Source organism: Candidatus Aegiribacteria sp., assembly GCA_021108435.1.
In the GTDB taxonomy this organism is placed as follows: domain Bacteria; phylum Fermentibacterota; class Fermentibacteria; order Fermentibacterales; family JCC-6; genus Aegiribacteria.
The window spans coordinates 1-15,805 of sequence record JAIOQY010000134.1; the positions used below are offsets into that span (position 1 = coordinate 1).

Below are 15,805 nucleotides of genomic sequence, written 5' to 3' on the forward strand. Positions count from 1 at the left end.
TAATGATAATCCATGAGACTATGCTAAAATGAAACAGCATTCGCAAATAAACAGATGTATTGAATCAATAAGAGTATGGCTGATAATCCATTGTGGTGATGTGGCTGCACTGACTAAACGGTCTTTATGAATTCACAGAGAAATATGGGATAATCTGTTCCGTCCGGTCCGGTTCAATTGATAAATGTTTAAATGTCAGGCCCGGCCCCGTTTTTCACAGTTGGGCAGCCCGGATGCTGTCTGATTCTGCCTGTTCAAGGTTCCCCAGCTCACGGTATATCTGGCTTCTCACCATATATGCTTCGCCATATTCGGGATTCCGTTCAATGGCAGAGGACATATCCTCGATGGCTCTGTCGTATTGCTCGTTTATGGCATACGCTGATCCCCTTGCGTAGTAGGCTGTGGGAGAGCCGGGATTGTGTACGATTGCCCTGTTGAGATCGGATATCGCCTCATCGAGATTGTCCAGGAAAACGTGTGCTAAACCTCTCTGGAAATAAATCCCCGGGTAATCGGGGTCGAGTTCTACGACAGTGTTGAAAACCTTTAGAGATTGCTGGTCTTTGCCTGCGTCCGCAAAAACAACACCCATCATCTGGTATGAGCCTGCGTTATCCGGATCGAGTTCAAGGGCTCTGTAAAAATTGGAGAAAGCCTGCTCAGTCTGCCCGTTCCCGTGACGGAATAATCCTCTGTAGAGAAGTGCGTCTATCATGGTGGGATCAAGCTTCAGCGCCCTTCCAAGAAGCTCGATGCCCTCCAGCTCTGATTCGGCATCAATACTGTCTACTCCCGCATGGAAAAGCAGAACGGAATAGTTCTCGCTGGTTCTTGGAACTCTGACCACACGGAATCCGACACAGGTTGACCAGAGGTCAGGAGACAAACTGCTGCGGATTCCCGACCTGCAGCCGTTCAGGCTGGTCAGCCAGCTTCCCCCTCGATGTACCCGCCGAAAGTTCATCGCATGGGGCCACTGATCATCGCATGGATAGAGGAACGGGCTTCCATCCGGTGGAAGATAATCGTAATCAGAGGAGTAACGGTCGAAGCACCATTCGGAAACATTGCCCGCCATGTCGAAAAGCCCCCAGGAATTGGCTTCAAGCGAAGCTACCTCACTTGTACCGGATCCAGAGGCAGGAGTTTCTACCCGGATCTGACCGGGTTCATTAACTCTGTAGCAGCAGTAACTGCTTGCAAGGCTGTCTTGATCGGAATCTCCCCAGAAGAAATCGGTATCGCTTCCCGATCTGCAGGCGTACTCCCATTCCGCTTCACCCGGCAGCCTGTAAATGTAACTGGAGTCCAGCGCATTCAATCTATTGATGAATCTTCTGCAATCAAACCAGGATACCGCGTAGACAGGATGATCCGAGCCTTTACCGTACAGACCTGTCCAGAGGAATGGTATACTGCTTTCCTCAGAACCCATCAGTTCTTTCCACATGCCCTGAGTTACCTCTGTTGACATTATCTCGAAGGAATCGATTTGAATAACTCTCTGCGGAACTTCATTAAAGCGTTCACTGCATGAAGTATCTGAACCGATCAGGAAATCTCCTGCGGGTATTGAGACGAAGAGCATTTCCTCCAGGGGCCCCTCTGAAGTTGCGTTTGTTTCAGAACTCCTTGCTGCCATACAGACCATGAGAATTGTTATGAGCGTTTTCATATTCACCACCTATAAATAATATTATTCATTATATGCATGATAAACAGCAATATAACTTAATGCTATTATAATGAGTGAGTATTCAGCTGGAGTAGTGGGAGTATCTTTTTAAATCGATCGGGAGTGGCTCAATGTGGAGGAATGCAAGCTTGTATAGGACTGGAATCTGATTGTGCCTTACGATTCAAATGGAGTCGAGCCTGAAGAAGCAGTACTATATTGATAAATGTTTAAATGTCAGACCCGGCCCCGTTTTGTTTAAATTTGTCCTCAAGGTGCTTATACTCAGTGATATCATTAAAACTTTCCAGGCCTCCGATTATTTTTCCGTTTGAGTCTCTAAGAACATCAATATTCTTCGATAGTATGATATCCCTGCCATTGAGATGCACTGTACATTCCTTGCGGTAGACCGGTTTGTCCACTGTTTTCGAGAAAAGCACGCATTCTTCTTTGCATGTATCACAGTTCAATGCTTCAAGGCAGTACTTTCCTATTACCTCCCGCTTATTCAATCCTGTTATGTCTTCAGCCACTTCGTTCCAGGAAGTTATCCGCCTGTTCAAATCCACAGTAAATAGACCGCATGGCATCGTTCGAAGCAGCAGATGTGACCACTTTTCACTGTCCCGAAGTGCTTTCTCAGTCTTTTTTCGACTGGTTGTATCATGACCCTGAGCTATTGTTGCTTTGATGTTCACGCCGTCATCCTCGTAGATGTTCGCCGAGTTCCAGATCACGAATTTCACACTTCCATCGCTATGGAGAATTGGTATATCAACCGCTTCCCAGAATCGCCCCCTCAGAGTAGATCCGATCTTTTTCATTGAATCATTCCGGCTCTCCTCGGGGAATAGTATGGAAAGTTTTTGTCCGATAACCTTGTCTGATTTGCGACCTGCAAGAAGTTCAAAGGCGTGATTGAATCTTGTTATGATGAAATTCGGGTCCCAGACTATTATCGGAGCGTTGGCGTAATAGATGAGGTTTTCCAGGTAAGAGCTTGTATTAACGAGTTCTTCCTGTGTATGCTTGAGATCGCTTATATCGATTAAGGTCAGTATCGTTTTTTCGGTATTTCCTTCCGAGTCATTTATGAACGACACGCCAAAAAGTACAGTTATTACTTTTCCATCTCTGGATTTGATCGTAATCGGAACAGGTTTGGGAACTTCACAGCTGATAGCTGTTTTGATAACTTCGAAGGCAAGTGATCTGTCATCCGGAATAGACAGCTTCTTGCCCATCTCTATCATTTCTTTCCCGAGAAGCTCGCTCATTTCATAGCCGACCATATTAATAAAAGTCTGGTTGATGAAGAACACTCTGCCGTTCCGATCGAGCATGAGAAGCCCGGCGTCCATAGATTTGACTGTATTCGCCACTGTCGCAAGTCGTTCCTGTTCTGCTCTCTTCTTTTTATCTATACTGCTTTTAAGAAGCAGAAGGATAAAAATACCAAACCCGAGAATAAAAATCGTCTCGATTGCCGCTTCGCTCAAGTTGACAGGGGTTTGAGGTGCGCCAAGAATGTAATAAGGAATATCCAGTATTTCATTCAGCCACAGAAATGCAATAATTACAATGATAGCCAGGGTAACGATGGACAGGATTCCGAAGGAATGAGGATTCTTTTCTGAAAGAGTTTTTCCTTTTAGCTTCTTCAAGGACTTATCAGATTCCTTACCAGGCTGCTGTGAATTCGTAGTTATTCTCATGCAATATCCTGTTCATAGAAGTGCCCGGTGCTATCAGGAAACCGGATTTCATCATATTGACAACACAACCCCGGGAACACATCTCAACCTTCTAACTAACCGCAAATCTTTACTATAAGTGACAATACAGGGGACAGACATGTCCTGTCAATTCCATGATTATCTGGTGAGATATGCGGAATAGTACCTGCACAAGACGGGATACTCTTCTGCACCCGGGGTAAGTTATTGTATCTTCGTGCGGGAAGGAAAAAACCAATCGCTTTTTCGAGTATTATCCAATCAGGATTGAACGGCACGGAGGATTCTTTTAGTGACGGTTCTGCGAAGTGAATGGAAGCATGAGATCTGGAACCCCGTAACCGGGTGCAGCCCGGTGAGCGAGGGGTGCGAGCACTGCTATGCAAGAGGTATTGCCCTGAAGCTTCAGGATATGGGTGTTTTGAAGTACAGAGAGGGTTTCTCAGTGGCGGTCCATGAGGATGCTCTTGGGATACCGTCAGGGTGGAAGAAACCGCGGCTTGTTTTCGTTACCTCCATGGGTGATCTGATGCACCCTGATGTGCCGGATGATTTTGTACTGCGGGTTTTTGATGTTATGCGGTGCTGCGACAGGCATGTTTTTCAACTTTTAACGAAGCGTCCCGAGCGAATGGCTGAGCTATCGGGGAGGATATCCTGGCCCGGGAACGTATGGGCAGGGGCGACAGTGGAGAACAGGGGCGTGTACCATCGCCTGGAGAGCCTTTGCAGAGTAGATGCTGTGATGCGTTTCGTATCATTCGAACCTCTGCTCTCGGATGTTCGTGATGTTGATCTTAAAGGTATTCACTGGGCTGCGGTTGGCGGTGAGTCCGGGCCTGATGCGAGACCGATGAAGATCGAGTGGGTTCGAGTTCTGCGGGACATGTGCATTGCCGGGGGGATAGCCTTTTACTTCAAGCAGTGGGGCGGGGAAAACCAGTACTCCGGGGGAAGAACGCTGGACGGCAGGATATGGGACGAGATGCCTGAGCCTTCGGGGCAGTTGAGGTTGAAAGGTTTATAGCCTTCATAGTAGCACATGCCTGATTAAGTCATATGGAATCAATAAAGAAAATAGTATGTGCTAATATAGCAACACCAAATTGCTGTGCTATCTTGACAACACTTACATTTCAGTGGAGGAGCCTGGAGAAGCTATATCTCGATGAAAGACTGCCTGGCAATTGAAGAAATCCCGGTTTACAATAAGCCTGCCTTGATCGAACCCCAGGTGCAGCGGTCAAGCGCTGTCCCGATAATGAACGTGAATTCAACGATATTGTAACCGCTGCCGATTGCTTTGTAGCTCCAGAAGATGCTGTTGCGGGAGGAACTGTAACCGAGGCCGGAGGATTTGTACAGGTCATCAGCGGGACAGAGTGCAGAGCCGAGGAACGAAAGGACTGAACCATCCCAGCTGTAGAAATAGATATTTCCCGCATCCCAGGAAGTTACAGCTATTCCTGTGTCACTTGCATATGGGAATGTTGTTATACCGCTCATGAGTGATGATGATGGAACTTCGGGAGTGGAGAGTGTTTCCGAACTGCCGCCGGGCTGGAATCGTATGATGCCGCCTGATCGCATTGCTATCCAGTAATTGGTGCCGTCAAAATCCATCCCTCTGCCCATATCACCTGAGGGATCAGCAACAGTACTCCATGTTCCGAAATCATCTTCAGTGCAGTAGAGGACTGAATCGTAAATGTCGCTGGTATACCAGGCAGGAGAGGAGGTTGAGTTGTTCCAGGCTATTCCGGTGCAGAATTGATTGCCGGAGTCAAGATCAATGCCGGGGCCGGCTGATCCTCCGATTATCGGGTCAAGACTGTGAATCTTATCAGCAAGGTAATCGACAAACATGACGGTCGCATTACCGCCGTCCTCATAGATATCTATTCCGAAAGCATATCCTGTCCAGGAGATTTCCCATTCGTTGACCACTGTGAGCGTGATGGTGTTGTCGAATTCCGGATGTGAAGTGTATGCCCTTGCAGGTATTTCAGAGCATAGGTCACTGGACGCATAAGCAAGGCATGGAATCAGTATCATTAGAAAATATGTCTTCTTCAAAGCAGAACCTCCTGAAGATCATTCATCGATTTAATTATGGATTATCGGCAGTACAAGTATATAATTGTAACACTTATATATAATAAATGTGTTCGTTATTGTACACTGACAGACAGTTTTCTGTCTCTGATATTCCACTGAATATCAGTTGTACTATTTAAGAATACTCTGTCATGGCTTACCAGCACCAGCGCGCCTACGTAATCGTTAAGCGCTTTCTCCAGACATTCTATCGAAGGAAGATCCATGTGGTTCGTAGGTTCGTCCATTATCACGAGCCAGGGTGTCTTCGAAAGCCCAAGCGCCAGCAGGAGTTTTCTGGATTCCCCAGGGCTTGGCACCGCGGAACTGAGCAGCCTTTCAGGATCGCTTCCAAGCCTTCTTACAATGGTCATTACATGCCCGAGTTCACTGCGGGAGAGTTCTTTTGCCTCTGTAAGGCAGTGGCTGCACTCATCCGCCGTGATCTCCTGCGGGATCCAGATGATTTTCTCCTCCGGGCAGTTCAGTTCTGATCTGAGATGGTTCAGAAGTGTGGTTTTTCCCGTTCCATTCCCGCCTGTCAGCGCTATTCTGTCTTCGGATTGAATTACAATCTGCGGATACGAGAGGATTGCCTCGCCCAGCTGGATATTTCCCCCGGGAAGATCAAGAAGGCAGTTTCTGGTAGAGCCCTCGCCAGACATTTCAACACCGGTGCCGTATATCTTTCTGCACGTGATTGATTCCACTTTTTCTTTTGCTCTTTCCGCCCTTGCTGTCGCCTCTCTGCTTCTCTGACCGGCATTCTGGACTCTGCTGGTATATTGGGATGGACCATCGTAATTGTACTTGCAGATATCCTTGAAGGATATCCGCTTCCCTGAGAGGTGGGCCTGTACCGTCCTGGCCTGTATCATCTTTCTCCTGGCGTCCCGCTTCAGCTGATGGTGTTTGGCTTTCGCCTCTACTCTTCTTTTCGAAAGGTGGTTCTGTTTCAAGCGGTCTGCTATGACGGCTGAGGTGTAGCCTGTTCGGTAAAGCTCTATGCCATCGGGAAAGAACAGGGCGCAGGATGAACAAAGTTCATCCATGGCATGTCTGTCATGACTTACCAGAAGGCCGCAGCCACGGTATTCCCTCATTGAATTTATCAGAAGGGACCTGCCGTCTGTATCAAGATGGTTGAAAGGCTCGTCCAGGGCCAGAACAGCAGGCCGGGTCCATATTGCCGCTGTGATCTGAAGGCGCTTTCGCTCGCCATGTGATAATGTATTCCACCTGTCTCCCCAGTCATCTCCGATCTTATTAATGTCCCTCAGTCTGATGGACTCCGAAGACCAGTCGAGGAGGAATTCATCGAGGTAGGGAGGAGGATGATCCGTTCTCTGCGGACAGTAGACGGCAGTCCCGGAAGAAACAACTGTGCCTTCGTCCGGCGTAAGGAGACCCGTTGCGAGTTTCAGCACTGTAGTTTTACCGCAGCCGTTGGCTCCCGCGAAAGCGGTCCAGCCCGAGTCGAGGTTCATGGAGACAGCGGTAACCGCCTGTTGAGTGGAACCGGGATATGTATAGGAAACATCACTGAAACGCAGATATGTATGATACATGAAAATCCTTTCTGAAAAACTGCTTTGCGTTGCTGTTTCAGAAAGAAGTGTTCATGCTCCACCGTCCTGTATCGGTTAAATGTATTGTCAGATAATATATCAGTATCCGAATCATGGTGTCTACACAACAGCTTCAGGTGGTGCGGACTACCTGTATCTGGATTCGTTATTTATTATCGATCAGGCTTGTAGGGAATACTGAAATCTTTTGAAAGGGGAAATCATGAGCAGAATAGTCGGATCCTGCGGTATTGTCTGTACTGAATGCCCTGCATTCATCGCCTGCAGAACCGATGACCAGGCATTGAGGGAAAAGACATCGATAGAGTGGTCGGAAATGTACGGAGCCCCTATTAAAGCAGCCGATATCAACTGCGTTGGCTGCCTGGCCACTGAAGGTGTGCAGATCAGCCACTGCGCGGAGTGTGATATCCGGGCATGCAGCCAGCAGACCCATCAGCTATCAAATTGCGGGCTCTGCTCCGAATATCCATGTGATAGAATCGAGAAATTCTTCGAATTCGTTCCATCCTGCAAAGAAGTCCTCGACGAGATAAGTACTTCAAAATAGATCACGCCGCAGAAGACAGATGCAGGGTGAATCAGCATGAGAGGCTGGTCATATGAAACGTGCGATTGCTTCGTTATCCAGTTTCTGTTTCCTTGTGCTTTCCATACTGCTGGCTCCTCTCGCGAGTTCTGAAGCTCAGTCCGTTCTCCTCGCCGAGAACGTATCTGAATTTACTGTACTCAATAACACAGAAGTACTCTACTGCGATAGCGATGCCAATTTCTTCATCGTAAATACTCAGTCTCCGGACGAAGCAAGACCCTGGGATCCCGGCTGGGATCCCACATTGAGAGGGTGGGAAGAAGCAACAACACTGGTGCATCTGTGCGCCAGTCCGGATGGACAGTGGGTTTGCTTTGCCCGGTTCGTCGCGATCCCGGATGATATGCTGCTGCAGGCTGATGAATCTGTTCCATGGCCACTGGCTGTTGTAGTTGCCCCTGTATATGGAACAACCGCCTGGCTTGCCGCACTTGCCTGGGAGGTTGGAGGAGGTCCGGGATTCGACTTCACCATGGATTCGATGAACCTTTACGGACAGCCCTTCGTGTCATCGGAGACCTGTCTGGAGGATTTTCTGGCCTATTTCCGTAGAGATCCTGACCGGGAGCGCGTTGAGGCTTTCTCTATCATTAACCTCCAGAGTGGTGAAAGGACCGGAAGCGGTCTCTGTTTCAACGATGGATACGTCGCCTGCCCCTATTCGGACCTTGTAGCGGCAGATGACATGTGCATCGGTGTAATAGCGGACATGTCCACGGAAGAGATTGTATTCGGTGACCCGGTGGATTACTATTATGGCTTCGAAGTAGAGAAGTGGGTTCTGGAAGATGCCATTCTGGTGCGGAAGGATGGAGAACAGTGCCTGCTTTACGCTGATGGAACTGTTGTTGAGAATCCTGGAGAGAACGACATTAGCGTATACTGCTGGATGCCAGGGGGGGAGTATGTATTCTCGACGGATGGTGGAAGAACAGTGTTGTACGGCAACATCGACTGGGATAGCTTTTCATTCAGTGAAGCCCTTATCATGTCGGAGCTTCGTTTCAGGCTTTCGATATGGGATAAAACACTACCCATGACAGACGGCAGCGGAATAGTTTTTTACAGTTACGAGCTGGAAGGACTTGTTTTTTATCCCGTACCCGTGAGTGGGGATTAGGAGAACAGTTCAGCGACCTGAGTCGAAATGCAAGTTGAGCTTACCGGAGCTGATTCGAGTAAACTAATAATGCGAGCAGCTGTTATCCTGTTGGGCGCATAACACAAAGACCGCGTCAGTCGAGTATGGTGATATCTCCTGAAATGGTGCTGATCTCAATCGATAAATCTCCATCGCCGAATTCCGCTGAGCAGCCGACGATATTCTCAGTAATGAGAGCGTTGAATGATTCATCAATACTTATTTCACCTGAGATCGTCTCAATTTCAACTAAAGCGTCAATACCCAGGTATAGAGTAATGTTTCCGTTAACGGTTTCAAGTTCAAGATCGTCTTCAAGCGAATTGATGACACACTCGATATTACCGTTCACAAGCTCAGCTATTCTGACTCCCGGAGAATCACTGACCTCTATATTTCCGTTAACAGAGCAGACTTCAAGCTCACCGCTGAAGTTTTCAGCATCGATATTACCGTTTACAACCTCAAGAATAGCTTCGCCTTTTCCACCATCTATGGATACGTTACCGTTAACTGAGGTGAGTTCAATCGTAAGATCGATGTTTTCGGGTATTCTAACTTCGAAATCCACGCTGCAGTTCGAACATTCACAGTCATCATCGTAATCAACTTCGCAGATAATGCCATTGGACATATTGCTTTCAACGGTAATGAAGCTCAATTCTTCTTCATTGCTGCATGTAATTGTATAGACAACCTCTACCTGATTAGAATCCCACTCCTCAACATCGATGCTGCCATTAATGGTGAAGATCTCCATCGGGTTTCCGGATGAGGCTTCTACAGTGATATTTTCCACTGTTGTAACTTGTCCGGCAGTGACTCCGGTAACAAGAACCATGCAGACACTTAGAGATGACAGGATATATTTCATGACTGGCTCCTTTCAAAGAAATAGCTCTACTGAAACAAGATATAAGAATGAATTTCAATATGTCAAATGTATTTGACAATGGTTGAAATGCTGGTATGTTAAAAAGTTATTAAAAAATTCCATTTGCTCTTGATCTCCGGAATGGTAATTGCCGCTGGAACTGAATTGATTAGATATTCTATAATCAGTTGTATTTGAAATTACCCGGAAGGAAGAATATGACGAAGAAAGTTCTGTTTCCGATTGTTGCTTTAAGTGTTTTCACATTTTCTCTTTTAATGGCTTGCAGTCCTACAGATCCTTTCACGCTGCTTCGGTGTCAGTTCAGGATTGAAAACACCGAGGATTTCGTTATGACCGGGATTCAGCTTGACAGCCTTGAGAATCTTTCCCCTTCACAGATTGTTTCGGTGCTTTCAACATGGGCATCGGGAAGCTGCCCGGTGGATTTCACATTGAATGTGGGAATTTTCAATCCCAATGATGGTTCGACCGGACCGGACATCATACCGGCAACGCTTACATCTCTCGTGTGGGATCTATACCTTGATGGTGATTCCGGAGAATCATTTGACACTACATGGGTTGCATCCGGTGTCATGGATCAAGCACTTGAAGTTCCCGGGTCGGGCGAGACTGTGATCCTGCCGCTGGATATCAGCATTGACGCGTTTGTAGTCATGGGCGAGATGGGGCCACTTGATTTCATAGATCTGGCTCTTGCGATCGGTGGAATCGATTCGGGCATGAGAGATTCAGATCATCTGGGAAGGGTGCTAGTCCAGGCGGTACCGACTGTAACAACGCCGTTCGGCCCGATGACGTATACCGGCTCGCTCTGTATTAATCTGGACTGGGTTGATTAGATATCTTCATCTTGCTCTATCTGCCGTGAATTTGTATTATTGATCCCCGTTAAAAGGCGGCGTAGCCAAGTGGAAAGGCAGTGGACTGCAAATCCACCATTCATCGGTTCAAATCCGATCGCCGCCTCCAATTCTTGAACGGCAGGTAGATATGAATAGAATTCCTTTAGCAATCCGACTGTCTTTGCTTATGGTTGCCATACTTATGTTGGTTTCCGGCTACATATGGGGCAATCCGACAGTTATCTGGCAGAAGGCTGCAACTATCTGCCTTGAATGCATCGGGATCGGCTGATGGTGAGAGAGAGATTTCGCCGACTTATTCAGACTGCTTCACTGGTGTTTTCCAACCTCTATCTGCAGGGCTGGATCAGCGGAACGATATTTACCGGCAAATCGAAGATGTTCTGTGTTCCGGGTCTGCACTGTTACTCATGTCCATCAAGTGTACTGGCTTGCCCTGTCGGATCGGTACAGAACATTCTGTCTTCGGAGGGTTTTCTGGGAGGAATTGCTGCCGGAAGACCTGATTCTATTATCCTGCTCGGTGTAATAGGTTTCCTCCTGACATTCGGGTTCCTTGCCGGCAGGATTGCCTGTGGCTGGGTTTGTCCATTTGGATTCCTTCAGGAACTTCTTTACAAGATTCCCTCTCCTAAACTGACCATACCTTCTTCATGGAGAGACGCGAAATACGCTGTTCTTCTTATCTTCGTAGTTCTTTTCCCGCTGTTTCTCCGATCGATTCCCGGCGCGGGAGGCGATCCCTGGTTCTGCAAGGCAATCTGTCCTTCAGGAACGCTTTTTGCCGGATGGCCTCTTGTTCTGTTTGACGGGGGAAAGACGTTACAGACCGGATTTTTGTTCTCATGGAAAACCGTTATTCTTGTTTTAGTGCTTCTCTGGTCAATAACCTCGAAACGTCCTTTCTGCAGAGTACTCTGTCCGCTTGGCGCCATCTGGGGAATTACAGGGAAAGCTTCCGTTTTCAGGATGAGGGTTGATTCCTCCTGTATATCTTGTGACAGGTGCAGAACTGTCTGTCCTGTTGATATCGCGATCTACAAAGAACCGAATTCCGCTGAATGTATCAGATGCGGGAAGTGTATCACTGTCTGTCCGGTCAATGCTGTCCATCATGATATTCGAAAACCGGAGAAAAACTGATAATGCTATACTCGAGATTAAGATCATTTCTCTGGATTCCGGTGGTTCTTGTGTTTCTGATCCCGGTGCTGAAATATGCGGGGAGTAAGAGGGCAGAAGGTGAATCCGTTACTCAGGGCCTGCTTCTGGTCGGAAGGGATGCGCTGGACAGCCTTCTTTTATCATCTGAAGGCAAACCTGTAATTGTGAATTTCTGGGCGACATGGTGTACACCCTGTGTTGGAGAGCTGCCGCATATTGATGAAGTATATCGTTCGATGGAAGGCGAGATCGCCGCGATAGCGGTTGATATTGGTGATCCTGAACTGGAAACTCTGCTGGGGTTCCGTGAGGTGTTCAAACTTTCCATGCCGGTTGTCTGGCTGAGTGAGAATGATGCTTTCATCCTGAAACAGGAATGGAATCTTGCCGATGTGCTTCCGATAACTCTGATTTATGATGCCTTCGGAAATGAAATCCGGAGAGCAGCGGGTATTCGAGATAGGGAGTTTTTCCGGAGTGCTGTATCCGGGGCGATTATTGAGGATACAATATTGATAGAAAATCCCCCCGATCTCGTACTTCATGTTAATGTTGTCGGATTTGCAACTGACAGTCTTACGGAAATATTGCTTCAGACAGCGATAGAACTTGCCGGTCACGAAGGTGTCGATTACTTCGACCCATCAGTTTCTTCGGATAGTATGGAGATCGAAGCTCTTTTCCTGCCGAAGACAGGGTATCCCTATGCGCAGCCATGTATAGGGGGAGCTTGCGGCCGTCCTGCCAGGACGCCTGATGAATTGCTTCAGGCGGTTGAGAACCTCTCCAATTGAGCCATCCGGCTGTATCGGTTGTACTTCCTTTTCGCAATGCGGACAGTTTCCTGAGCGAAGCTCTTGTTTCCATTGCCGGTCAGACGTTTCAGGAATTCGAAGTAATTCTTGTTAACGACAATTCTGATGACACTTCTCCAGCCATCGCGAAGGACTGTTGCAGGCAGGATCCGAGATTCTGTCTTATCCATTCCAGCGGAAGAGGATTGGTCGACGCGCTGAATTCAGGACTGGCCCGCTCTCGTGGAGACTGGATAGCAAGAATGGATGCCGATGACATTTCCCTGCCGGAGAGGCTTGAGAAGCAGTTGAATCTCGCTCTATCGGCGGGACCTGAAACGGTGATATCCTGCCAGGTTGAGAGTTTTCCGGATGATGTTGTGACCAATGGTTACAGGATGTATGAGAGTTGGCTGAATCATTTGATCGAACCGGAGGATATAAAGAAGAATCTGTTTGTTGAAAGCCCTGTTCCGCACCCTACAGCCTTCTTCCACAGAGAGGGCATTCTTGCCGCTGGCGGATACCTGGAGAGGGAACTTCCTGAAGATTACGAATTATGGCTGCGGTTATGGAACCGCGGTTTCAGATTCAGCCGGGTACCGGAAGTGCTTCTCCGATGGAGGGATCATCCTGACAGGTTCTCCAGAAACAGCAGCTCGTATTCAATGACATCATTTTACAGACTTAAAGCAAAATATCTTGCATATGTGCCATGCATGTCCGCAAAACGGGTTCTTATCGCCGGGAGCGGGCAGACCGCGCGAAGGCTGGGGAAGTGCCTGCAGGATGAGGGATTCGAGATAAAAGCTTTCATAGACCCTGATACAGACAGGCAGGGGCAAACGCTGAGAAACAGGCCTGTAACCGGAACTGCCATTCTCTCGGAATTTCCGGACATTCCAGCTGTAATCGCCACCAGGATACCGGGCGCAGGAGATGCGGCTCGAGAGTTCCTGAAGGATCTTGGCAGGATTGAGTGGAAAGATTTCGTAGTCTGCTCGTAAGGTAGTGCTAAATGATGTTTTTTGGCAGAACTCCGGTTTCAATCAGTATTGAATTAATAGTAAATCCTTCTGAGAGAGGATTTGATTGAATAATCACAGCGATATATTTCACATGATGTTGACATGAACAACGTAATCGACAATTACATTCATATGTGAATCTGTGTATTGAATCAGTTCACTCAGGCAGTTTGGATAAGTCATGAAGATGCAGAACAACAGCAGTAAAGAATATTTACTGGATAATCTGTGTCATGATAAAAGCACTTCATATAAGATCATAATTTCAATTACTTTCGGGCTGCTGGGATTCGCTCTTAACTTTTTCCCGGTTGATTTCATTTTCTACGGCTCCTATCGCATGAGTTTCCTTTTTGGTCTCGTTTTCCCAATGCTGATAACACTGGCCTGGGGATGGAAGTACGGTCTTCTGTCCGCGCTTTGCGGCGGCTGTCAGACGATGTGGATACTATGGCTTCCGGGGAGCGGTTACGGACCGCTTGTTTCAGTTCCACCCTTTACTCTCTGGATTGTATGGCTTGGGTGGTTTTCGAGCAGAGGGCGGAACGTATACCTGGGTGAAGTTATCTTTCGAGTATTTAACACACTGTTGTTGTATACTGTATTCAGGTGGGTTTTCACTTTTAATTCACCGCCCGCCAATCTGGAAATGCCTATTGCCGTTGTGAACTCAATTGTTTTCAAGGAAATAGTGAATGGATTCCTCATTCTTTCTCTGGCACGGGGATTTCTTTATTCAAAAACGGTAAGGGAATTCTTCGGACTGCAGGATACACGAACCGATCCGAGGGTGTACTATGTGTTTCTGAATATTCTCATTCTGGCGGTAATGCTGACACTCATTCTGCTTGGTGAGAGATTTCTGTGGAGCAGCTGGTCAGCCGAGTTTAGAAACATGGCACGCTTTATTTGCTCTCTTCTGCTGCTTGTCGCGGGAGCTTTCTGCCTGTACGGCGCTGCCGGTGAGTTCGTCAGAAGGAAGATCGAAGGGGTATTAGAACGCGAGCGCAATCAGCTGGAGGAAATAGTCAGGGAGCGAACGAGTGAACTTCGGGAGAACCAGACAAGGCTTGCTCAAATCGTGCAGGGATCTTCCATGCCGATAATCGTCATAGACAGAGATCATATCGTAACACACTGGAACAGAGCCTGCGAAAGATTGACGGGAATTCCCGCAAATGAAATAGTGGGAACGGGAAAACATTGGTCCGCCTTTTATCCGGAAGAGAGGCCAATTCTGGCGGATATAGTGATTGGAGATTCGCCTGAACTTGAAATTTCAAAGTATTACGGTGACAGCTGCTGGAAATCAGTCCTTATTGACGGCGCGTATGACGCCGAGAGCTTTTTTCATGATCTGGGCGAGAATGGCAAATGGCTGCATTTCAGCGCGGCGGTGCTTCGCGATTCGCAGGGGAATATCACCGGAGCAATTGAAACGTTCCAGGATGTCACAGGGAGAAAACAGGCAGAGGAAGAACTGAGGAAAGCGCACGATGAACTTGAGATTCGTGTAGAGGAAAGAACAGCGGACCTAAATGCCAGCAACAGTGATCTGGAAGCGTTCTCATATTCAGTTTCACATGATCTCAGAGCGCCGCTCAGATCAATTGACGGCTTTTCAAAGCTTCTTCTAGAAGAGCACATTCAGGATTTGAATGAACAGGGAATTCATTACCTGGAGAGGGTGCGGGCCGGAGCCCAGAATATGGGTGCTCTCATTGATGATATGCTGACTCTTTCCCGGCTGGGACGCGAACCGCTTTCAACAGAAACAGTCGGGATGACGACCATTGCGGAAGAAGCTCTTGAACTGCTGAGAGATGAATGGAAAGACCGAAAAGTGGATTTCACCTTTCATGATTGTCCGAATATTAATGTCGACCCTGATCTTATGCGTATCGTCCTTGTGAATCTCCTGTCCAACGCGCTGAAGTTTTCCAGAAACACTGATTCTGCTATAATAGAATTAGGTCACAGGATTATGGATAATCAAACGGTATTTTTCCTGAGTGATAACGGCATTGGTTTTAACATGAAATATGCGGACAGGATTTTCGCTCCATTTCAGAGGCTGCACAGGTCTGAGGAGTACGAGGGTTCTGGAATAGGTCTTTCGAGCGTTAAGAGGATAATCGACAGCCATGGCGGTCGAATATGGATTGAATCAGGTTCCGATTCGGGAACAACAGTCTTTTTTACTATACCAGGGAGTTAAA

The 15,805-nt window shown here is 47.5% G+C and carries 14 protein-coding genes and 1 tRNA gene; 10 read left to right on the forward strand and 5 right to left on the reverse strand.

The window, feature by feature from the left end:
- Positions 1-214 precede the first annotated feature (214 nt).
- Positions 215-1,678, reverse strand: a complete 1,464-nt coding sequence (locus K8R76_07630) for an SUMF1/EgtB/PvdO family nonheme iron enzyme (protein MCD4848044.1) — start codon at positions 1,676-1,678, stop codon at positions 215-217.
- 230 nt (positions 1,679-1,908) lie between these two features.
- A complete protein-coding gene (locus tag K8R76_07635; protein ID MCD4848045.1) occupies positions 1,909-3,396 on the reverse strand; it encodes a PAS domain-containing protein in 1,488 nt (495 codons plus the stop codon).
- A 313-nt stretch (positions 3,397-3,709) separates the two neighbouring features.
- Here K8R76_07635 and K8R76_07640 point away from each other — a divergent pair, with 313 nt between their 5' ends.
- Positions 3,710-4,444 carry a phage Gp37/Gp68 family protein gene (locus tag K8R76_07640; protein ID MCD4848046.1) on the forward strand — a complete coding sequence of 245 codons (735 nt, stop codon included), beginning with the start codon at positions 3,710-3,712 and terminating at the stop codon, positions 4,442-4,444.
- Between the two features lie 176 nt (positions 4,445-4,620).
- Here K8R76_07640 and K8R76_07645 read toward each other — a convergent pair whose 3' ends face one another.
- Both K8R76_07645 and K8R76_07650 read right to left on the reverse strand, forming a co-directional pair.
- Positions 4,621-5,493 (reverse strand): hypothetical protein, encoded by an 873-nt coding sequence (locus K8R76_07645; protein MCD4848047.1) that lies wholly within the window; start codon positions 5,491-5,493, stop codon positions 4,621-4,623.
- Positions 5,494-5,588: 95 nt separating this feature from the next.
- Positions 5,589-7,082, reverse strand: coding sequence for an ATP-binding cassette domain-containing protein (locus K8R76_07650; GenBank protein ID MCD4848048.1), 1,494 nt, complete (start codon positions 7,080-7,082; stop codon positions 5,589-5,591).
- Between the two features lie 223 nt (positions 7,083-7,305).
- Between K8R76_07650 and K8R76_07655 the strand changes: the two genes are divergently transcribed.
- Positions 7,306-7,653 (forward strand): DUF3795 domain-containing protein, encoded by a 348-nt coding sequence (locus K8R76_07655; GenBank protein MCD4848049.1) that lies wholly within the window; start codon positions 7,306-7,308, stop codon positions 7,651-7,653.
- A 52-nt stretch (positions 7,654-7,705) separates the two neighbouring features.
- The gene (locus tag K8R76_07660) at positions 7,706-8,815 is read left to right on the forward strand and encodes a hypothetical protein (GenBank protein MCD4848050.1); all 1,110 of its coding nucleotides are present in this window, start codon (positions 7,706-7,708) and stop codon (positions 8,813-8,815) included.
- Between the two features lie 115 nt (positions 8,816-8,930).
- Here K8R76_07660 and K8R76_07665 read toward each other — a convergent pair whose 3' ends face one another.
- Positions 8,931-9,710 (reverse strand): hypothetical protein, encoded by a 780-nt coding sequence (locus K8R76_07665; GenBank protein MCD4848051.1) that lies wholly within the window; start codon positions 9,708-9,710, stop codon positions 8,931-8,933.
- Between the two features lie 218 nt (positions 9,711-9,928).
- On the opposite strand from K8R76_07665, the gene K8R76_07670 reads away from it, so the two are divergent.
- The 7 genes from K8R76_07670 to K8R76_07700 all read left to right on the forward strand — a co-directional run bounded on the left by K8R76_07670 (position 9,929) and on the right by K8R76_07700 (position 15,804).
- Positions 9,929-10,576: an LEA type 2 family protein gene (locus K8R76_07670; GenBank protein ID MCD4848052.1), complete on the forward strand. Its 648-nt coding sequence runs from the start codon at positions 9,929-9,931 to the stop codon at positions 10,574-10,576.
- Positions 10,577-10,631: 55 nt separating this feature from the next.
- Positions 10,632-10,706: transfer RNA gene (locus K8R76_07675), tRNA-Cys, on the forward strand.
- 21 nt (positions 10,707-10,727) lie between these two features.
- Positions 10,728-10,871: a hypothetical protein gene (locus tag K8R76_07680; GenBank protein MCD4848053.1), complete on the forward strand. Its 144-nt coding sequence runs from the start codon at positions 10,728-10,730 to the stop codon at positions 10,869-10,871.
- Positions 10,871-11,743, forward strand: coding sequence for a 4Fe-4S binding protein (locus K8R76_07685; protein MCD4848054.1), 873 nt, complete (start codon positions 10,871-10,873; stop codon positions 11,741-11,743). Before K8R76_07680 ends, K8R76_07685 begins: the two co-directional genes overlap by 1 nt.
- A gap of 2 nt (positions 11,744-11,745) precedes the next feature.
- Positions 11,746-12,558 (forward strand): TlpA family protein disulfide reductase, encoded by an 813-nt coding sequence (locus K8R76_07690; GenBank protein MCD4848055.1) that lies wholly within the window; start codon positions 11,746-11,748, stop codon positions 12,556-12,558.
- Positions 12,555-13,565 carry a glycosyltransferase gene (locus K8R76_07695; protein ID MCD4848056.1) on the forward strand — a complete coding sequence of 337 codons (1,011 nt, stop codon included), beginning with the start codon at positions 12,555-12,557 and terminating at the stop codon, positions 13,563-13,565. The genes K8R76_07690 and K8R76_07695 overlap by 4 nt, the downstream gene beginning before the upstream one ends.
- Positions 13,566-13,767: 202 nt before the next feature.
- Positions 13,768-15,804 (forward strand): PAS domain S-box protein, encoded by a 2,037-nt coding sequence (locus K8R76_07700; protein MCD4848057.1) that lies wholly within the window; start codon positions 13,768-13,770, stop codon positions 15,802-15,804.
- Position 15,805: the final 1 nt, after the last annotated feature.